Origin of the sequence: Chryseobacterium sp. ZHDP1 (assembly GCF_018603435.1) — a bacterium.
GTDB classification, from domain to species: Bacteria; Bacteroidota; Bacteroidia; order Flavobacteriales; family Weeksellaceae; genus Chryseobacterium; species Chryseobacterium indicum.
This window is the reverse complement of record NZ_CP075682.1, coordinates 4,662,218-4,680,713: the sequence shown is the minus strand read 5'-3', so window position 1 is coordinate 4,680,713 and position 18,496 is coordinate 4,662,218. Positions and strand designations below refer to the sequence as shown.

Annotated in this window: 21 protein-coding genes; 15 read left to right on the top strand and 6 right to left on the bottom strand. The window is 36.1% G+C overall.

Going from position 1 to position 18,496, the window contains the following annotated elements; genetic code table 11:
* Window positions 1-69: 69 nt before the first annotated feature.
* The gene (gene folP, locus KKI44_RS21705) at window positions 70-915 is read right to left on the bottom strand and encodes a dihydropteroate synthase (protein WP_250902115.1); all 846 of its coding nucleotides are present in this window, start codon (window positions 913-915) and stop codon (window positions 70-72) included.
* Window positions 916-944: 29 nt separating this feature from the next.
* Complete coding sequence (locus tag KKI44_RS21700; protein WP_214589100.1) at window positions 945-1,268, bottom strand: winged helix-turn-helix transcriptional regulator; 324 nt, start codon at window positions 1,266-1,268, stop codon at window positions 945-947.
* Window positions 1,269-1,413: 145 nt separating this feature from the next.
* Here KKI44_RS21700 and KKI44_RS21695 point away from each other — a divergent pair, with 145 nt between their 5' ends.
* From KKI44_RS21695 to KKI44_RS21665, 7 genes are all read left to right on the top strand, one after another.
* On the top strand, window positions 1,414-1,980 hold the full coding sequence (locus KKI44_RS21695; protein WP_214589099.1) for an NAD(P)H-dependent oxidoreductase: 567 nt from the start codon (window positions 1,414-1,416) through the stop codon (window positions 1,978-1,980).
* 6 nt (window positions 1,981-1,986) lie between these two features.
* Window positions 1,987-2,253: a hypothetical protein gene (locus KKI44_RS21690; protein WP_214589098.1), complete on the top strand. Its 267-nt coding sequence runs from the start codon at window positions 1,987-1,989 to the stop codon at window positions 2,251-2,253.
* 161 nt (window positions 2,254-2,414) lie between these two features.
* Window positions 2,415-2,969 carry a DUF1599 domain-containing protein gene (locus tag KKI44_RS21685; RefSeq protein ID WP_076392414.1) on the top strand — a complete coding sequence of 185 codons (555 nt, stop codon included), beginning with the start codon at window positions 2,415-2,417 and terminating at the stop codon, window positions 2,967-2,969.
* Between the two features lie 15 nt (window positions 2,970-2,984).
* Complete coding sequence (locus tag KKI44_RS21680) at window positions 2,985-4,097, top strand: BT_3928 family protein (protein ID WP_214589097.1); 1,113 nt, start codon at window positions 2,985-2,987, stop codon at window positions 4,095-4,097.
* 27 nt (window positions 4,098-4,124) lie between these two features.
* The gene (locus KKI44_RS21675) at window positions 4,125-4,478 is read left to right on the top strand and encodes a TerB family tellurite resistance protein (RefSeq protein ID WP_076392410.1); all 354 of its coding nucleotides are present in this window, start codon (window positions 4,125-4,127) and stop codon (window positions 4,476-4,478) included.
* 66 nt (window positions 4,479-4,544) lie between these two features.
* Window positions 4,545-5,303 carry a triose-phosphate isomerase gene (gene tpiA, locus KKI44_RS21670; protein ID WP_214589096.1) on the top strand — a complete coding sequence of 253 codons (759 nt, stop codon included), beginning with the start codon at window positions 4,545-4,547 and terminating at the stop codon, window positions 5,301-5,303.
* A gap of 15 nt (window positions 5,304-5,318) precedes the next feature.
* Window positions 5,319-5,606, top strand: a complete 288-nt coding sequence (locus KKI44_RS21665; RefSeq protein WP_214589095.1) for a hypothetical protein — start codon at window positions 5,319-5,321, stop codon at window positions 5,604-5,606.
* Window positions 5,607-5,688: 82 nt separating this feature from the next.
* Here KKI44_RS21665 and KKI44_RS21660 read toward each other — a convergent pair whose 3' ends face one another.
* The 3 genes from KKI44_RS21660 to dnaG all read right to left on the bottom strand — a co-directional run bounded on the left by KKI44_RS21660 (window position 5,689) and on the right by dnaG (window position 9,369).
* Window positions 5,689-6,237 (bottom strand): type 1 glutamine amidotransferase domain-containing protein, encoded by a 549-nt coding sequence (locus KKI44_RS21660; RefSeq protein ID WP_214589094.1) that lies wholly within the window; start codon window positions 6,235-6,237, stop codon window positions 5,689-5,691.
* A 354-nt stretch (window positions 6,238-6,591) separates the two neighbouring features.
* On the bottom strand, window positions 6,592-7,278 hold the full coding sequence (gene clpP / locus KKI44_RS21655; protein WP_214589093.1) for an ATP-dependent Clp endopeptidase proteolytic subunit ClpP: 687 nt from the start codon (window positions 7,276-7,278) through the stop codon (window positions 6,592-6,594).
* Window positions 7,279-7,389: 111 nt separating this feature from the next.
* The gene (gene dnaG, locus KKI44_RS21650) at window positions 7,390-9,369 is read right to left on the bottom strand and encodes a DNA primase (RefSeq protein ID WP_214589092.1); all 1,980 of its coding nucleotides are present in this window, start codon (window positions 9,367-9,369) and stop codon (window positions 7,390-7,392) included.
* A 138-nt stretch (window positions 9,370-9,507) separates the two neighbouring features.
* On the opposite strand from dnaG, the gene KKI44_RS21645 reads away from it, so the two are divergent.
* The 8 genes from KKI44_RS21645 (at window position 9,508) to KKI44_RS21610 (ending at window position 17,374) form a co-directional block, all read left to right on the top strand.
* Entirely contained in the window at window positions 9,508-10,125 is a 618-nt protein-coding gene (locus tag KKI44_RS21645) for a transglycosylase domain-containing protein (protein ID WP_214589091.1), read from the top strand.
* A 42-nt stretch (window positions 10,126-10,167) separates the two neighbouring features.
* Window positions 10,168-10,575 carry a tRNA (adenosine(37)-N6)-threonylcarbamoyltransferase complex ATPase subunit type 1 TsaE gene (gene tsaE, locus KKI44_RS21640; protein ID WP_214589090.1) on the top strand — a complete coding sequence of 136 codons (408 nt, stop codon included), beginning with the start codon at window positions 10,168-10,170 and terminating at the stop codon, window positions 10,573-10,575.
* Between the two features lie 70 nt (window positions 10,576-10,645).
* A complete protein-coding gene (locus tag KKI44_RS21635; protein WP_214589089.1) occupies window positions 10,646-11,839 on the top strand; it encodes an alanine dehydrogenase in 1,194 nt (397 codons plus the stop codon).
* Window positions 11,839-12,210 carry a hypothetical protein gene (locus KKI44_RS21630; RefSeq protein ID WP_214589088.1) on the top strand — a complete coding sequence of 124 codons (372 nt, stop codon included), beginning with the start codon at window positions 11,839-11,841 and terminating at the stop codon, window positions 12,208-12,210. The genes KKI44_RS21635 and KKI44_RS21630 overlap by 1 nt, the downstream gene beginning before the upstream one ends.
* Before the next feature lie 184 nt (window positions 12,211-12,394).
* Window positions 12,395-13,165: a histidine kinase gene (locus KKI44_RS21625; protein WP_084196407.1), complete on the top strand. Its 771-nt coding sequence runs from the start codon at window positions 12,395-12,397 to the stop codon at window positions 13,163-13,165.
* Window positions 13,143-13,853, top strand: a complete 711-nt coding sequence (locus tag KKI44_RS21620) for a LytR/AlgR family response regulator transcription factor (protein ID WP_214589087.1) — start codon at window positions 13,143-13,145, stop codon at window positions 13,851-13,853. The genes KKI44_RS21625 and KKI44_RS21620 overlap by 23 nt, the downstream gene beginning before the upstream one ends.
* A 94-nt stretch (window positions 13,854-13,947) precedes the next feature.
* A complete protein-coding gene (locus tag KKI44_RS21615; protein ID WP_214589086.1) occupies window positions 13,948-16,224 on the top strand; it encodes a cation:proton antiporter in 2,277 nt (758 codons plus the stop codon).
* A 304-nt stretch (window positions 16,225-16,528) separates the two neighbouring features.
* Window positions 16,529-17,374, top strand: a complete 846-nt coding sequence (locus KKI44_RS21610) for a prephenate dehydrogenase (protein ID WP_214589085.1) — start codon at window positions 16,529-16,531, stop codon at window positions 17,372-17,374.
* A 59-nt stretch (window positions 17,375-17,433) separates the two neighbouring features.
* Here the strand turns inward: KKI44_RS21610 and KKI44_RS21605 are convergent, their stop codons facing one another.
* Window positions 17,434-18,489, bottom strand: a complete 1,056-nt coding sequence (locus KKI44_RS21605; protein WP_214589084.1) for a diphosphomevalonate/mevalonate 3,5-bisphosphate decarboxylase family protein — start codon at window positions 18,487-18,489, stop codon at window positions 17,434-17,436.
* Window positions 18,490-18,496 lie beyond the last annotated feature (7 nt).

The following is an 18,496-nucleotide window of genomic DNA, read 5'->3' as shown; positions in this document are numbered from 1 at the left end:
AGCCAAAAACTGACTTTTGAGACAGCTTTTTTGTTTTTTAATCATGAAAATCCGAAGATTCGGATCATTTTAGCTCCTCAAAAATATATCCAGAGTTTTCTTGGCTTCCATAACATCATGAACTCTCAAAATTTTTGCGCCCTGCTGCAAAACTTTCAGATGCAATTTCTGAGTTTCTTCATTAATGTCCAAAGGAGATTTTCCTAAAGGTTTGTAAATGAAAGATTTTCTCGAAATACCGATCAGTAAGGGAAATTTTCCAAATCCTAAATATTGTACTTCGTCAGTCATTTTCACTTGATCTTCCACCGTTTTACCAAATCCGAAACCGGGATCAAGGATCAGATCTTTTACTCCTGACTTGAGCAATTCTGCCGTTTTCTCTGAAAAATATCGGTTTTCTGAAAGAATAATATCTTCAAATATTATTTTATCATGCATCGTTTCATATGTAGGATTTACATGCATCAGAATATACGGAAGCTTTGTTTTCGCCGCAGTTTCAAACATTTTATCATCATACTGACCGCCGGAAATATCGTTAATCAGATCAATGCCTTCGTTGAAACCAAACTTTACGGTTTCCGAGTAAAACGTATCCAGAGAGATCAAAGCTTCCGGAAATTCTTTTTTAATGAAAGAGATCATATTTCCGATTCTTCGGATTTCCTCTTCGTAAGTCAGAAATTCTGCATTCGGTCTTGTGGATTGTGGTCCGATGTCGATTATTTCCGCTCCTTCTTTCAACATTTTTTCGGTCTGTTCCAAAGCTGATTTCTCACTGTTAAATTTTCCACCGTCTGAAAAAGAATCCGGAGTGAGATTGAGAATTCCCATGATTTTCGGAGCCGACAAATCTACGATTCTTCCGTTGCAGTTTATTGAATGATAATTATTTGATGGTAAATATGCCATAATAAATGTAAGGTAAATAAAGATAGAGTTTAAACCGTAAGAAACTGATTTCCCCAGTTTTTCATTTCAACTAAAACACTTTTCAGGGCTTTGCCTTTCTCTGTAAGTGAATATTCAACCTTAGGAGGAACTTCTGCATAAACTTTTCGCAAAACAATCCCGTTTTCTTCAAGCTGTTTCAGTTCTTTTACAAGCATTCGGGTATTTATTCCTTCAATTTTTCTTTCCAGTTCTTTAAAGCGACTTGTTTCTTTCATGAGCGCAAAAATAATTGGCAAAGACCATTTTCCACCCAGAACTTCCGCCGTTCTTGTGATAGGACAATCTGTAAATTTAGATTTTTTTTCGTTCATAACTGCTGAATATCAATAATACATTACTTTTTGTTACTACTTCACATTTTGATAACTACTTGCAAATATAAAGTAATGGATTTAATTTTGTAACTGAAATTCTTTTAATCTTAATTATATTTAAATATTTAAAACTATTAAAATAATGAAAGCTTTAGTAATAAACGGACACGTACGATGGCCACAAATAGCCGAAGGTAAACTTAACCAGACAATTTTTGAAGAAAGTATAGCCGTATTCAGAGAAAAAGGATACGAAATTCTGGAAACAACCATAGACAAAGGATATGACGTGCCACAGGAAGTAGAAAAATGGATAAATGCAGATTTTATTTTGTTTCATTTCCCTATTAACTGGTTCGGAATGCCCGCAAAAACCAAAGCATATATAGATACTGTACTGATGAGCGGCTATGGAAAAATATACGCAGGAGACGGAAGAAATAACGGCGGGAAATATGGTACCGGCGGATTATTAAAAAGCAGGGGAATGATTGTGAATACCTGGAATGCTCCTGAAGAAACTTTCGGAACTCCGGAACAATTATTAAGTGATATATCCATGGAAGATTTTACAAAACCATTTACGGCAGCTTTGCAGTTTCTTGGTGTAGAACCGCAGCCTACCTTTGCATTTTATGATGTTTTCAAAAACCCTGATATAGAAAACGATCTAAAGAAATATAAAGAACATATAACAAAATATATTTAACATATCATGAACAGAATACAGGTAATTTTAGCCATAGACACAAACAATCTTCCAGAAAATTTTCAGCAGATCCTGAAACACGAACAGGAAGTATTAGCAGACTGGAAAGAAAAAGGAATTCTGGAACATCTGTTTTTAACACAGACCAAAGATGCAGCCGTTATCATTCTGAAAGAGGTTGATGAAGCAAATGCAAAAGAACTTATTGAAACTTTACCACTTTATCAGATAAAAAAAAGTGTGGAATACTTAAATTTAGTGAAACAGTTTTAAAATACAGTAAAAGAGTAAAAAGTAATTTTTACTCTTTTTTATTTGAATGGCTTTTATAGTCATTGAATTTATCTGCGGTAAACCAATTAATGATAATTCATAACTCAAAAAAACCTATTGATTCCTGCCTATTTTGTATATTTGAAAGATTAAGAGAATTTATGTCAGAAACATCAGTACAGTTCGGGAAAGTTATCAGTCAGTGCCGCGAATTATTCAGCAAAAAATTACAGGATTACGGTGCAGCTTGGAGGGTTTTAAGACCAAGCTCAATTACGGATCAGATCTATATTAAAGTGAACAGAATCCGTACGTTACAAATGACTGACAAAAAAATGGTAGATGAAAGTGAAGAAGATGAATTCATCGCCATTGTGAACTACTCCATTATCGGACTGATCCAGCTTGAAAAAGGTTTTTCCAACGATTTTAATGAAAATAAAGAAGAGATTTTAGAGCTTTACAATCATTATGCGACCGAAGCACAGCAATTAATGGAAAGAAAAAACCATGATTACGGAGAGGCTTGGAGAGATATGAGAATTTCCTCTATAACAGATCTTATTTATCAGAAAGTTTTGAGAACCAAGCAAATTGAAGATAACCAAGGCGTTACTCTTGTTTCCGAAGGTTTGGACGCCAATTATTTTGATATGCTGAATTATGCGGTGTTCTGCCTGATAAAATTTTCTGAAAAAGCAGCCAGTGTAAAATAAAAAAACAAATTAATTATGATAAAAGGTTTATTACGATTTCTTCTTGCGGTTATTTTCATCCTTTCAGGGTTTGTAAAAGCAGTGGATCTGGTTGGTTTTTCCTTTAAAATGGAAGAATATTTTGCCCCGAATGTTTTTAATATGCCGTTTTTTGAAAAGCTTGCACTGCCGCTTTCGATATTTGTTGTGGTTCTGGAACTTCTTCTGGGCTTTATGCTTTTGATTAAACTGAAACTTAAATTCACGCTTTCTGCATTAATTGCACTTTGTATTTTCTTTGGTTTCCTTACCTTTTATTCTGCCTATTACAGTGTGGTAACAGATTGCGGATGTTTCGGGGATGCCATTAAATTTACGCCGTGGCAGAGTTTCATGAAAGATATTGTACTTCTGGTAGGATTAATTGCTGTTTTTATTCTTTACAGAAAAGATTTTAAGAAAAAAGATGCGTACAGCTACAGTGCAAAAAAAGAGACAGGAAATAAATTCAAATATATTCTTCTGGGCGTTTTTTCTGTTGCCATGATTGTGGTGGGTGCTTATGGAATTATTCATGAACCTGTTATCGATTTCCGCGATTATAAAATCGGAACCGATCTGAGAGCTGAAAAAGCTAAAATTGCTAAAAATCCGTCCCAGTATAAAACGTTTTATTCCCTGAAAAACTCTAAGACCGGAGAAATTCTGAAAGTGAATCAGGACGATTATATCAAAAAGACAGAATATTGGGCAGAAGGATCACCGTGGAAAATTGAGGAAGGAAAGAATGAATCTGTTCTGGTAAAAGAAGGCTACAAATCTGAAATTGCAAAATTCAAGCTCGAAGATACATCAGGAACAGATCTTACTCAGCAGATTATCAATGCTCCGAAAGCCATTTTAATTTTCACGTACTATCCGCAAAATGTTTCTCCGGAAGTTATTAAACAGCTTGAAGCTAAAGTAAAAACTGAGGGTACACCTGCTGTTTACGGGGTTTCAACGCTTCCGAATACTTTTAAATCCACTAAAAATTTGATGATGGATGCTACAGCCATTAAAACCATCGCAAGAAGCAATCCTTTTGTTCTGGTTCTTGAAAACGGAAAAATTGTGGATAAACAGCCTGCAAAAGATTATCTGAAATAAAAAAACACTAAAATTTAAACTATATCAATGCAAAAGTCTAACAAACCCATTGCCGGTTACCATTTATTGATGATTCTTTCTTCTGTAGACGGAGAATTTGCTCCGGAAGAAGGAATGCTTGTTCAGCAGTATCTAGCCGATGAATTTCCTTTTAAAATGAATCTTGATAATGAGCTTGAAACCATTGCCCTGCTTCAGCCGGAAGAATGGAAAGATCATTTTGAATTTCACGCACGTTGTTTCTACGACGATTCTACGGAAGAGGAAAGAACAAGTTTCATCCAGTTTGCCAAAACGCTTATTAAGGCGGATAATAAAGTAACGGATGAAGAGCATACTTTTTATACGCTTTTGAAAAATCTTTGGAATATTAATCGATAATTGAGTCATTAGAAGTTAGAAATCCGTTTCTGACTTTTAGTTTTTAACTTTAAAATAAAAGAAACTATGAGAAGAAAAATAGTTGCAGGAAACTGGAAAATGAACAAAAATGTAATTGATGCCCAACAGTTAATGGTTCAGTTACTAAGCTATAAAAACAATAATACTACGAACTGCGAAGTATGGATCGCTCCTCCGTCTCTATATCTGATGATGGCAAAAGATGTTTTTGAAAAGGATGAAATCGGCGTTTTTGCACAGGATATCAGTGAACATGAAAGTGGAGCGTACACAGGAGAAATCTCTGTGGATATGCTGGAATCGATTGATGCAACAGGTTCTTTAATCGGGCATTCTGAAAGAAGACAATATCACGGCGAAACAGATTCTCACTGCAACAGGAAGGTAAAATTAGCTTTGGATAAAGGTCTGATTCCGGTTTACTGTAACGGGGAAACTTTGGAGCAGAGAAAAGCAGGACAACATTTTGAAGTGGTAAAAAACCAGACTGCAGTGGCTCTTTTCACACTTTCAGCGGAGGAAATTAAAAAAGTAGTGATCGCTTACGAACCGGTTTGGGCAATCGGAACCGGAGAAACTGCAACGCCGGAACAGGCACAGGAAATCCACGCTCACATCAGAAGCATTATCGCTGCAAAATACGGACAGGAAGTTGCTGATGAAGTTTCTATTCTTTACGGAGGTTCTGTAAAACCAGATAACGCAAAGGAAATATTCTCTCAACCTGATATCGATGGTGGTCTGATTGGTGGAGCCGCTTTAAAACTGGAAGATTTTTCTAAGATTATTGAGGCTTTTAATTAGCAGACAATATAAGCCGTGAAAAAATTTATACTGCTGTTTCTGGGAATACTGTTATTTGATATTCTTTATGTGTTTATCTATGATCAGTTTTTCATCGGTATAAAACCTGAATTTTTGCAGTACCCGTTGTCAGTCATAAAAGTTTTGGCGAGCTCACCTGCAGTATTGTTTGATCCGTTACTGCCCTTTTATGCACCAATTGCTTTTTATAAGGTATTCCTGATACTTTTAGGAAATGTTTTCATACAGACGTTTTTAATTTACAGGATGTTCTATAAAAAGAGAAAGTATACGGAAAGCTAAAAATAAAATCCGGCGGCATCTTCGATGCCGCCGGATCTTTTATAATCAGAGTTTGTAAAATTAAAGTTTGTGCTTTTGTATTTTAGATGGTCTGTTCTTCATGTTTTCCTTCTTTGATCTCCTCGACCATCTTTGCATTAAAGGCTGGAAGATCTTTCGGAGTACGGCTTGTGACCAGACCATGATCTACCACAACTTCGCTGTCTTCCCAGTTCGCTCCCGCATTTTTAAGATCTTTGCTGATTGAATCTACCGATGTCATTTTTCTTCCGTCCACCACTTCGGCGTTAATAAGAATCTGTGGTCCGTGACAAATAGCTGCAACAGGTTTATGCTGCTGGAAAAAATCTCTTACGAAAGATAAAGCAGTTTCGTTGGTTCTTAACTGATCCGGATTGATTACTCCTCCCGGTAAAACCAATGCATCGTAGTCTGAAGCATTGGCTTCATCCAAGGTTTTATCAACGTTGTATTCCTGTCCCCAATCTTTTTCTGCCCATGCTTTAATAGTTCCGGATTCCGGACTGATGATGTGGGCTGTCCAACCTTGCTGTTCCAAATGTTCTTTTGGAGATTTCAATTCGCTTTCTTCAAATCCGTGTGTTGCTAAAATTGCAATTTTCTTTGACATAATTTTTATGATTTAAGTGTTGTACTCATCATCTTGAAAAAATGATACCGTTTTTGCCCTTACATTTTATAAAATTTGTTAAAGTATTTATTTCCGATCTAAAAATTACTTTTATTACTATTGATATTAAAATTTATAAATCCGACTTCTATCCTAGCCCGGATTGCAGCAATTGTCTGAGCTCATTTCTAATATTTGAGGGTTGCGGCGGCTTCGCCGCCGCAACCCTCAAATATTAAAACGGCGAGTGCGGAAAGCCGGAAAAAGCTCCTAAAAAATTCATAAAAGTTTCAGGTCTCCATAAAAAAACGCACCAAAATCAATTGATGCGTCTTCTTATTATTTTTACAAAATTTATTTTTTGTCTTTAGATCTCTGTAAAACTTCGTCTACCATTCCGTATCCTTTTGCTTCTTCGGAAGTCATCCAGTAATCTCTGTCTGAAGCTTTTTCTACCCAGTCATAAGTCTGTCCTGAGTGCTCGGAAATGATCTCGTAAAGCTCTTTTTTAAGCTTTAACATCTCTCTCAAGTTGATCTCCATATCAGAAGCAACACCTTGAGCGCCTCCTGAAGGCTGGTGAATCATTACTCTTGAGTGCTTTAAAGCAGAACGCTTACCGCTTTCTCCGGCAACCAAAAGAACCGCTCCCATTGAAGCTGCAATACCTGTACAGATTGTCGCTACATCCGGCTTAATGATCTGCATCGTATCATAGATTCCTAAACCTGCATAAACACTTCCACCCGGAGAATTGATGTAAATCTGAATATCTTTTGAAGGATCTGCACTCTCTAAGAAAAGAAGCTGAGCGGTAACGATATTCGCCACCTGATCATCAATTCCTGTTCCTAAGAAAATAATTCTGTCCATCATTAAACGAGAGAAAACGTCCATTTGTGCAACGTTTAATCTTCTTTCCTCCATGATGTACGGCGTAAGACCTGTAGGACCGTACATTCCCATATACTGATCGGTTACTAAACCGTTATTTCCTAAATGTTTTACAGAGAAATCTCTGAATTCTTTTTTAATGTCCATATGTTTGCTTTGTGTATTAAATTTTTACAAGGTTGAATTTACAACTTTTATTCCTAAAATTTTATAAGACTTTTTGTCATAAAGTTTTAATAATTAAAAAATCATTTGCCATTATCTGTCAGTATAAATACCTGTAATTGCAGAATAATTTAAAATTTTAGCCAGTTCTTTGGAAACCATCGTGAGCATCTGAATTTTCTTAAGCTGTTCAAAATATTTAGATTCATCGGATTCTGCATATTCTGCCAATTCTCCTTTTGCTTTTGATATCAGAAAATTGACGTATCTGAATTTATGAATCAGAATATCTCCTGCAACCTGCTCCGGAATTTTATCTCCGTAATTGGGTGAAAAAATATTTCTTGTGGTCCAGTCGTTCAGCTCACTGTAGATATTCATGGAATTAACGGCTGCTTTACTTAGTTCTTCATCCATTAATCCGAAAAAGAAATTTCCTTTTCGGAGTTCCTCTTTTTCAATTCCTTCTTTTATATAGTCTACGATTTTTTTATTCAGTTCTACCTGAAATTCATAATCGTCTTCTTCAAAATGGTGGAGAATTTCTTCAATCACCGTAATATCATATTTCTGCTGATCCGGCGCAGTGCGGTGAAGAACAACATCTCCGTAATTGAGCATATGATTGATAAGATCATTTTCAAGTTTCGTTACATTAAAAAGTACTGGATCAATATAATCTCTCGGATCATTAACTACTTCAAGCTTTGCCGGTTGTTGCGCTTCAGCTTTAATTTGTGCTTTATGCGTCTGATTTTGGGTGATTTGCTTCTGAACATCCAGCTCATTAAACAGACTCTGCTCAGAAAGTCCGAATTTTGTAGAGACCTGCTTCAGGTAAACCTCCCTTTTCAAAGCATTCTGAACAAAGGAAACCGACTTCACAATGTCTCTGATCGCCTCAGCTTTCTTAATCGGATCGTCTCCAATTTCCTTGAAAAGAATTTCGGCTTTAAAATCAATAAAATCCATCGCTTCATTTTCGATGAATTTTTCCACGTATTCCTGCGGATATTTTCTGGCGAAAGAATCGGGATCGTCTCCGTCCGGAAACAGCATCACCCGAATATTCATTCCTTCTGTGAGAAGCATATCGATACTTCTGAAACTGGCTTTGATTCCTGCGTTATCCCCGTCAAAAAGAATGGTTACATTCTCCGTTAATCTTTTGATAAGCTTAATCTGCTCCGTCGTTAAAGATGTACCGGAACTTGCCACCACATTTTCGATTCCCGACATGTGAAGCGAAATAACATCCATGTAACCTTCCACCAAAAGACAGACATTTTTACGCGAAATTGCCTGTTTGCTCTGGTTTAAACCATAAAGAACGTTGGATTTATGATAGATTTCCGTTTCCGGAGAGTTAAGATATTTCGCTGTTTTTACGTTATTTTTAAGAATTCTGGCCCCGAATCCTAAAACCCTACCCGAAAAACTGTGAATCGGAAAGATTACTCTTTCACGGAAACGGTCGATTCCGGCGGGAGAATTTTCAGGAAAAATCGAAAGTCCCGATTTCTCCAGAATTTCTTTTGAATAACCTTTTTCCAAAGCATATTCTGTAAAGGCGTTCTTTTTTTCAGGTGAATAGCCGAGCTGGAATTTTTTAATGATATCATCACGAAGTTCACGCTCTTTAAAATAAGAAAGACCGATTGATCTCCCCTCTTCCACTTCCCAAAGGAAATTCTGGAAAAAATCGTTGGCAACTTCATGAATTTTGTACAATAAATCTCTTTCCGACTGTGCATTTTTTGCTTCTTCGGAAAAATCTTTCTGATCTTCTTCAATTTCAATTCCGTATTTTTTTGCCGCGTGACGAAGTGCTTCAGGATAGGTAAAATTTTCGATTTCCATTAAGAAAGAGATCGCTGTCCCACCTTTTCCGGTGGAGAAATCTTTCCATATCTGTTTACTTGCCGAAACAACGAAACTCGGTGTTTTCTCGTCATGAAAAGGACTTAATCCCTTGAAATTAGACCCTGCTCTTTTGAGCTGCACATATTCTCCCACAATCTCCTCAACGCGGATTGTAGAAAAAATCTTATCTATGGTCTGTTTGGAAATCATGCTGCAAAAATATATAAAAATTATATTCTTTCTATAATAGGATTGTAAAGAAGATTTTTATTGGCCCACATAATTTATTGATTTAAAACAATTTAATTTATTTATTTTTGAATCAAACTATAACGACATTCTTTATTTATGAAATATTTCAGACGATTTTTTATTATAACTGTTACTATTTTCATTGTATTCCTTTTGTATCTAGAGTTTGGAGGAATGTTCATCTTAAAGACCAACGACAAAAGAACAATCACATTCAACATCAGAAGCAGCGAAAAAATTCCTAATAACTTTTCAAATTTTTATAATACCGTTTATCCGAATTCGTTATCCGCAAATTCATGGAGTTACATGTTTGATATACTAACTAATCCACAAGTTCCTCGAAAAGAATGCCCATGTAATCAAATGTCTTACAAGATTTTACCAACTTTAGAAATTAAGCATACAAAAAGAATAAATTATTTCATGAATCAGTTTATTGTAGCAAGATTTATTGAAAACAAATTTAGCCAGAAAGAATGTCTTCAGTTTAATTTCAGCAGTTTTAACTTCTTAGAAAACAGAAAAGGCTTATCTGAGGTTTCCCAGTCTCTTTTTAAAAAAGATGTCGAAGATCTGAAACCCATGGAAATGGTTGAAATTTTAGCATTATACGAAGCTCCTCTAAGATACAACCGATCTAGAAATCCTCAAAAAGCAAAGGAAAGGACAGAACATTTTTATCATGTTTATCTCAATAATTCTAAAATATAGAATTAAATTTTTTACCGCAATTAATTATCTTTGTTTAAAAATATGCAATTCACGATTCAACATATGGAAGACTGGCAGAATATTGCCGAAACCGTCATTTCAAAATTAGAGCATAACATTTTACTTTTAAAAGGAAATCTGGGCGCCGGAAAAACAACTTTTACCCAGTTTCTCCTTAAAAACTTGGGAAGTACAGATGAAGTAAACTCACCTACCTATTCCATTGTTAACGAATACAGTACCCCGAAAGGAAAAGTATATCATTTCGATTTATACCGTTTAAAAAATATTGATGAAGTCTATGATATCGGAATGGAAGAGTATTTAGACCATTCATTTCTCTGCATTATCGAATGGCCTGAAGTATATGAAGAAGATCTTTACGGCCTTAAATACCACGAAATGAGCATCATTAATACCGGAGAAAACAGAGAAATTTCATTCGAGTAAATATTATGTATATTTGCTCCTGAATTTGAATGTAAAATAACGATCTGTAAGAACCTAATTATTTAAAAGGATGAGTACTACAAACATTTTTACTCCTTTTACCGAAGAGGAACTGATGCCGAAAGAAGAAAAACTGGAGGTCATTAAAAAAGGAAAACAATTCAGCATAGGAATTCCTAAGGAAACTTCCCTGAATGAAAGAAGAACCTGCATTACACCCGATGCGGTACAGGTTTTGGTAGAAAGTGGTCATGAAATTATCATAGAATCCGGAGCCGGACAAGGTTCTTTCTTTACAGATCTTCAATATTCTGAATCGGGAGCCAGAATTACAAACGATCCTAAAGAAGCTTTCGGACAGGATTTAATTTTAAAAGTAAATCCGCCGACAGAAGAAGAAATTGATTATATGCGTCCGAATACCTATCTGGTTTCCGCATTACAGATCAACCTGAGGGATAAGAATTATTTCCTGAAACTGGCAGAGAAAAAAGTAAATGCCATTGCATTCGAATTCATTGTAGACGAATACAAACAATTAGCTTTAGTAAGACTGGTCGGCGAAATTGCAGGAACGGTTTCCATTCTTTATGCTTCCGAGCTTTTAGCTTTATCCAACGGTTTAATGTTGGGCGGAATCACAGGAGTAAGACCCGCTGAAGTGGTGATTTTGGGAGCAGGAATCGTTGGAGAATTTGCCACAAAAGCAGCAATCGGTTTAGGCGCAAGTGTAAGAGTTTTCGATAATTCACTTTCAAAATTAAGACGACTTCACACTCTGGTCGACAGCAGAGTTCCGACTTCTATTATCGATCCGAAAGAGTTGAAAAAAGCATTAAGGAGAGCCGATGTTGTGATCGGAGCCCTTCCAAGACTTAATATGACGCCCATCGTTACCGAAGATATGGTAATGAAAATGAAAAAAGGAAGCGTTATTATCGATATTACCATCGACAACGGAAAAGTAATCGATACTTCCGAACTTACCACCATGGAAGATCCATACATCATCAAGCACGGTGTAATCCACTGCGGACTTCCGAATCTTACTTCAAGAATGCCGAGAACCACCACAAAAGCGATCTCCAATTTCTTTCTTTCCTATATTTTAAATTACGACGAAGAAGGCGGTTTCGAAAATATGCTGGTTCGCAAAAACGAAATGAAACAGAGTCTTTATATGTACAAAGGCAGACACACGAAGAAAATAATCTGCGACCGTTTCGGACTTACTTATCACGATATCAATCTTTTAATTTTCTAATGAAAAAACTGAAATTCTATGCAATCGGTCTTGTACCGGGATGTATTATTGTATTTTTTATCTTAAACAAAAAAGGTGCAAGCTGCAGCGGTTATCTTCCCAACAGCCGCGTTATTGCAGAAACCCTGTCTAAAGATTTTAAATATTCTGAAACAGCAAAAGCAGAAATGGCGACATTAAAAGTTGATGAAAAATTTCTGAAAGACAGTATCATCACCAAAGGAAAGATTGATTTCGACAGAAGCCACGCACAGAAAAAACCCTGTCCTGATTATCTTCTCACCTATCCTGAAGAGAATCCCGCTTATGAAATCACTTTCGAAAAATGCGAGGAAAGCGTAACGGTAAATTCTTTGAAGAAATTGAAATAAATTATCAGTCTGCTTTGCGAAGCATTTATGCCTTTGCTTATTTTAAATTTAGAATTATCTTTATTAAAACTTTGCGTTTAAATAAAAAATAAAGATGCTTCGACAAGCTCAGCATGACATTTCGCAAATACCGAGTGTTTGGTTTAAAATAGAAAATAAAAAGAAGTAAATAAATTTTCAATCCATGGAAGGCAATTACTACATGATTCATGATTATTGGATATTCATCGGAGTATTTGCGGTTTTCTTTTTTTTAACGGTAAGCATTTATTTATTCAGCCAAAATCAGAAATTTAAAGTAAAAAATGCCAAGCTTTCGACTGCCAATAAAATGATTCAGGAAAGACTGAATGAAGTACAGCTTGAACACATCGGAACAAAGCTGAATCCGCATTTATTTAAAAATATCCTGAATTCGGTGCAGTCTCACGCCTATCAGACGTATATGTCGCTCGATAAACTTGCGAATGTTTTAGACTATATTCTATACGAAAGCAATAACAAATTCGTAAGCCCGAAAGAAGAATTAAATTTTGCTTTAAGTTTAATTGAGATCAACAAAATTAAAGTAAATCCGCTTTTTGATTTCAGAATTAAATCGAAAATCAATAAATCGGATGAAATTTACGAAGAGAAAGTTTTTGCCCCTCTTCTTTCGGTAGATTTGATTGAAAATGCCTTTAAACACACCGATTTCCTTGCTTCAGACTCTTTTATTTCCATTCAGCTTGAACTTGAAAAAAGAATTTTCACGATGAAAGTAAGCAATAAAGCTTCTCTGAAAAATGTTCTCGAAAAAGAAAAAAGCGGCTTCGGAAGCCAGTCTCTGGATCAAAGGCTGAAAATGATCTACAATAATTTTTACACGCTTCAGAAAAGTTCAAAAAACGGTATCTTCACGGCAGAATTAACAATCAATTTAGGAGATTTCTATGATAAAATGCGTTATTCTTGATGATGAATTACTGGCAATCAGCTATTTAAAACTTCTATGCGAACAGATTGAAAATGTAGAAGTTGTAAAAGCATTCAATGATCCTAAAATTTTTCTTAACGAAATTGAAAACATCGACTGCAACGTCTGTATTTTAGACATCGAAATGCCCGGAATAAACGGATTGCAGGTTGCAGAAGCCATTTCAGGCTCAAAAAAAATCATTTTTACCACCGCTTACAAAGAATATGCAGCCGAAGCTTTCGACCTGAATGTTGTGGATTATGTAAGAAAACCCATCAAAAAAGAAAGGTTAACCCAGGCTTTCGAAAAAGCGGAAGAATTGCTCCGGAAAACCCATAAAAAAGATTTTATCGAGTGGAATACCAACATCGGCAAAACCGTAATTTTTACGGACCAGATCGCCTACATCAAAACTTCGGAAATCGACAGTCGGGATAAGGAAATCCTTCTTAAAGACGGAACCAATATTGTTCTAAAAAACCTGAATTTCAAAAACCTTCTGGAAATGCTTCCTGCAAAAGATTTTGCGCAGGTCAACAAAAAAGAAGTTATTGCTTTATCTGCCGTCAAAATATTCTCCACCAACGAAATTATTACCACTGTTTCTCTGGAAAATGACCGGTTCTTAAAACTTCAGATTGGGGAAACCTACAGGAAATCTCTTTCTGATTTATTGGGACATTAGATTTCACTGCAAAATTCTTTCTTTTCATTACATTTGATTAAAAATCATCTTTTTTTTCCGATTTTCTTAGCAATTTTGTCTAAAATTTGGAATCATGAATTGGGGAAAATACAGAAATATCATCTTTTATATTTCCACCATTATTGTTTTTTCATCACTGATGTACTTTTTCATCATTGAAGGACAGACGTTGGAAATCGGAGAAAAGATCATTACAAAAACAAACAACAGTTCCAGTTGGGACAACTTTTTAGAATCATTCAAGACCAATCTTCACCATCCTTTAGCTTTATTACTGGCGCAAATCGTTACGATTATTCTTGTTGCAAGACTTTTCGGCTGGATTTGTATGAAGATCAAGCAGCCTTCCGTGATCGGTGAAATGATCGCGGGAATTGTTCTGGGACCTTCCCTTGTAGGAATGTACTTTCCGGAATTTTCGGCATTTCTTTTCCCGAAAGAATCTTTAGGAAATCTTCAGTTTTTAAGCCAGATCGGACTTATTCTTTTCATGTACATTGTGGGAATGGAACTGGATTTAAGTGTTTTAAGAAAAAAAGCACACGATGCGGTGGTCATCAGTCATGCAAGTATCATTATCCCTTTTGCCTTGGGAATTGGTCTGTCTTATTTCATTTATAAAGAATTTGCGCCGGAAGGAATTCAGTTTACCTCATTCGCGCTATTCATCGCTATTGCTATGAGTATCACTGCGTTTCCTGTTTTGGCAAGAATCGTTCAGGAAAGAAATCTTCAGAAAACCAAACTGGGAACTGTGGTTATCACCTGTGCTGCAGCCGATGATATTACGGCATGGTGTATTTTGGCAGCCGTAATTGCTATTGTAAAAGCAGGATCGTTCGAAAGTTCACTCTATGTAATTCTGATGGCAATTGCCTATGTATTTTTCATGATTAAAATTGTAAGACCATTCCTGAAAAGAATCGGTGACTTACAGGCAGGAAAAAGCACCATCAACAAACCCATGGTTGCAATTTTCTTTTTAACCTTGATTCTTTCGGCTTATGCTACGGAAGTTATTGGGATTCATGCGCTTTTCGGAGCTTTTATGGCAGGAGCGATTATGCCGGAAAATGCAAAATTCAGAACTTTGTTTATTGATAAAGTTGAAGATGTGGCATTGGTTCTTCTTCTGCCCCTTTTCTTCGTATTTACAGGACTTCGTACCCAAATCGGTCTATTGAATGACAGTCATCTCTGGATTACGGCAGGATTCATTATTTTAACCGCAGTAATCGGAAAATTTGCAGGAAGTGCATTAACCGCTAAATTTTTAGGTATTAAATGGAAAGAAAGTTTAACGATCGGAGCTTTGATGAACACCAGAGGTCTGATGGAGCTTATTGTCCTGAATATCGGTTATGATCTGGGCGTTTTAAGTCCTCAGATATTTGCCATGATGGTAATTATGGCGCTGTTTACAACTTTCATGACGGGACCGGCACTGGATTTCATCAATTTTATTTTTAAATCTAAAAAAGATGAAGATGAATCTCCGGAAAATGATGCAAAATACAGAGTTTTATTGTCTTTCGACCATCCTGAATCCGGAAGCACCCTGCTGAAACTGGCTCATGATTTTACCAATAAAATGAACGGCAACAAAAGCATAACCGCAATGAATATTGCTCCTGTGAATGAAATGCACGCTTACGACATTAATGAATACGAAAATGAGCAGTTTAAAAATGTAATAGAAACGTCCAATGATCTGAATCTTGAAGTTACAACGCTTTTCAAAGCGTCCAATGATATTGAAAACGATCTTACGCACATTACCAACAAAGGAAATTATGACCTTCTTCTCATCATGCTCGGAAAATCGATGTATGAAGGAAGTTTACTGGGAAGATTGCTTGGTTTCACGACAAAGATTATTAATCCTGAAAAACTTTTAAACACAGTTAAAGGAAAAGGAAATATTTTCAACAACTCGCCTTTTGACGATTTTACGTTACAGATTCTGGATAAAACCCATATTCCTGTTGGGATTCTGGTTGAAAAAGAATTCACTTCCGCAGACAAAGTTTTTGTCCCGATTTTTAATTTAAGTGATTTTTATCTGCTTGAATATGCCAAAAGACTCATCAATAACAACAATTCCCAGATTATTATCCTAGATGTTGCAGGACAGATCCGGAATAATATTGAAGTGAAGGAACTCATCCGAAGCATCGAACAGGTTGCGCCCAATCACATTACGCTATACAATGAGAAAAAAATTGAGAAAGAATTTCTGAATTCGCAGGATTTAATGCTCATCAGCAGCAAAAGCTGGAAAAACCTTATCGATACAAAAAGCATATGGTTATCGGATATTCCGTCAACATTGATTATCAGCAATCCTTAATGATTTGAATAATGAATTTTGCTACGCAAGCAATGGCTAATTCTTAAATTCACAATGAAATAAATTGACAGCAAAGCGAATTGGCAACGAAGTTAATTGACCTGTAAAAAATTTGACTCGCGAAGCAAAATTCACAATTCACTTTTTAATCCTGATTAAAAAAAATTATTTACCTTTGTCTCGTGATTACAAACAACGGAACATATTATTACGGAATTTTTAACTCAGATCTGGGATAAGGATTTCATATAGATAAAACAAAACCTCGTCCTTGGGCGGGGTTTTTTATTTTAAAATTTAAACGATGAAAATAAGTATTATTGGTGTAGGATTAATCGGGGGCTCAATAGCTTTAAAATTAAAACAAAAGGGAATTGCCGATTTCGTCTACGGTATTGATAACAGCAATGAGCATCTGAATGAAGCATTAGAACTCAAAATAATCGACGCAAAAGTAGATCTGGAGTACGGAATTAAAAACTCTGATCTGGTGATTCTTGCCATTCCTGTGGATGCCGCGAGAAAATTACTGCCGAATGTTTTAGACCTGATTTCGGAAAATCAGACGGTAATGGATGCAGGATCTACCAAAGCGGGAATTGTAAATGCGGTAAAAAACCATCCGAAAAGATCGAGATTTGTGGCTTTCCATCCGATGTGGGGAACGGAAAATAACGGCCCGAAATCGGCAGTTTCAGAAAGTTTTTCCGGAAAAGCCGGGGTTATCTGCGATAAAGAAGAATCTGCGAAAGATGCTTTAGAATTGGTTGAAAAAATTGTCGAAAGTCTTGATATGCATCTGATTTATATGAATGCAGAAGATCATGATGTTCACACCGCTTACATTTCGCATATTTCCCACATCACCTCTTACGCTTTGGCAAATACGGTTTTAGAAAAAGAGAAAGAAGAAGAAACTATTTTTCAACTGGCAAGTTCCGGTTTTTCCAGCACCGTTCGTCTGGCAAAGTCTCATCCTGAAATGTGGGTTCCGATTTTCAGACAAAATAAAGAAAATGTTCTGGATGTTCTTAATGAGCATATTGCTCAGCTAAGAAAGTTTAAAGCCGCTTTGGAAAAAGAGAATTTCGAATATCTGGAAGAACTGATTTCCAACGCGAATAAAATAAGAGGAATCTTAGATAAATAGATAAAAAATAGGGTTAAAGATTTTAAATATGTCTTTAACCCTGATATTTTGAATTACTTCTAAAACTTCATCACATCTTTCACCACTCCGTTATTCTGCGTATGCTGTAACAGTTCGGCTTCGATGAAAGATTTTATTTTTCCTTCTGAGCCGTCGTTCGGGAAGAGAAGGTGAACGTTGGCTCCTGCGTCTAACGTGAAGAACAGCGGCAAACTGGTTTCTTTTCTGAAATCCCAGATTTTGTTGATGACTTCCAAAGTTCCTGTTTTCATCAGAATAAATGCAGGATCGCTCATCATCATCATGGCATGAAGTGTTAATGCTTCGTGTTCTACCAGTTTAATAAAACGCTGCAAGTCTCCACTGGCTAACATTTCTTTCATGGGACCGAAATTTTCCCTTGCTTCCTGAAATCTTCTGTCTGCGTAAGGATTGGTATTCATCAAACCATGACCGACAGTGGAAGAAACGCTTTTCTGCCCTTCATGGATGAGTAAAACCCAGTCATTAAAATCTTTAAAAATTTCATGAATTTCATCGTTTGGGTATTGTACTGCAAAAAGATCTGAACTTCCTTTTACCTGAGATTCTCCCCACACAACCAATCCGTTGTAAAGACTTCGGCACGCGCTTCCGCTTCCTAATCTTGCTAAAAAAGAAGCTTTTCTCAACGATTCTTCATCTGATGTTTTTCCTGAAAACGTTTCGTCAAGATTCATCAGACATTTGGCAATGACTCCAAAACCTGAAGCCGAGCTTGCAATTCCTGAGCTGTGGGGAAAAGTATTTTCGGTTCTGATGATGTATTTTCCCTGTAAAATCCATGGAAGATACTGTTCAATATTTCGAAAATATTTTTCAATTTTTTCGGCAAATTTTACTTCCTCATTTCCGGCAAGAAAAGTCTGCACAGAAAAAGGTTCATTGGCAGAAAACTCCATCGAAGTATTCGTTCTGCAATGATTTAATGTAAAACTGATGCTGGGATTGGCGGGAATCTGATTGTCGTATTTCCCCCAGTATTTGATTAAGGCAATATTCGAAGGACAGCTTTCCGAAACTGTCTGATTATGTATTGTAAATTCGTTATTTCCTAAAAACTCCTGTGTTGTCATAATTTTA

What these genes read in the sequence shown, in the direction of transcription:
- folP (WP_250902115.1), bottom strand. Translation starts at nt 915, where the DNA reads ATGGCATATTTACCATCAAATAATTATCATTCAATAAACTGCAACGGA.
- KKI44_RS21700 (WP_214589100.1), bottom strand. Translation starts at nt 1,268, where the DNA reads ATGAACGAAAAAAAATCTAAATTTACAGATTGTCCTATCACAAGAACG.
- KKI44_RS21695 (WP_214589099.1), top strand. Translation starts at nt 1,414, where the DNA reads ATGAAAGCTTTAGTAATAAACGGACACGTACGATGGCCACAAATAGCC.
- KKI44_RS21690 (WP_214589098.1), top strand. Translation starts at nt 1,987, where the DNA reads ATGAACAGAATACAGGTAATTTTAGCCATAGACACAAACAATCTTCCA.
- KKI44_RS21685 (WP_076392414.1), top strand. Translation starts at nt 2,415, where the DNA reads ATGTCAGAAACATCAGTACAGTTCGGGAAAGTTATCAGTCAGTGCCGC.
- KKI44_RS21680 (WP_214589097.1), top strand. Translation starts at nt 2,985, where the DNA reads ATGATAAAAGGTTTATTACGATTTCTTCTTGCGGTTATTTTCATCCTT.
- KKI44_RS21675 (WP_076392410.1), top strand. Translation starts at nt 4,125, where the DNA reads ATGCAAAAGTCTAACAAACCCATTGCCGGTTACCATTTATTGATGATT.
- tpiA (WP_214589096.1), top strand. Translation starts at nt 4,545, where the DNA reads ATGAGAAGAAAAATAGTTGCAGGAAACTGGAAAATGAACAAAAATGTA.
- KKI44_RS21660 (WP_214589094.1), bottom strand. Translation starts at nt 6,237, where the DNA reads ATGTCAAAGAAAATTGCAATTTTAGCAACACACGGATTTGAAGAAAGC.
- clpP (WP_214589093.1), bottom strand. Translation starts at nt 7,278, where the DNA reads ATGGACATTAAAAAAGAATTCAGAGATTTCTCTGTAAAACATTTAGGA.
- dnaG (WP_214589092.1), bottom strand. Translation starts at nt 9,369, where the DNA reads ATGATTTCCAAACAGACCATAGATAAGATTTTTTCTACAATCCGCGTT.
- KKI44_RS21645 (WP_214589091.1), top strand. Translation starts at nt 9,508, where the DNA reads ATGAAATATTTCAGACGATTTTTTATTATAACTGTTACTATTTTCATT.
- tsaE (WP_214589090.1), top strand. Translation starts at nt 10,168, where the DNA reads ATGCAATTCACGATTCAACATATGGAAGACTGGCAGAATATTGCCGAA.
- KKI44_RS21635 (WP_214589089.1), top strand. Translation starts at nt 10,646, where the DNA reads ATGAGTACTACAAACATTTTTACTCCTTTTACCGAAGAGGAACTGATG.
- KKI44_RS21630 (WP_214589088.1), top strand. Translation starts at nt 11,839, where the DNA reads ATGAAAAAACTGAAATTCTATGCAATCGGTCTTGTACCGGGATGTATT.
- KKI44_RS21625 (WP_084196407.1), top strand. Translation starts at nt 12,395, where the DNA reads ATGGAAGGCAATTACTACATGATTCATGATTATTGGATATTCATCGGA.
- KKI44_RS21620 (WP_214589087.1), top strand. Translation starts at nt 13,143, where the DNA reads ATGATAAAATGCGTTATTCTTGATGATGAATTACTGGCAATCAGCTAT.
- KKI44_RS21615 (WP_214589086.1), top strand. Translation starts at nt 13,948, where the DNA reads ATGAATTGGGGAAAATACAGAAATATCATCTTTTATATTTCCACCATT.
- KKI44_RS21610 (WP_214589085.1), top strand. Translation starts at nt 16,529, where the DNA reads ATGAAAATAAGTATTATTGGTGTAGGATTAATCGGGGGCTCAATAGCT.
- KKI44_RS21605 (WP_214589084.1), bottom strand. Translation starts at nt 18,489, where the DNA reads ATGACAACACAGGAGTTTTTAGGAAATAACGAATTTACAATACATAAT.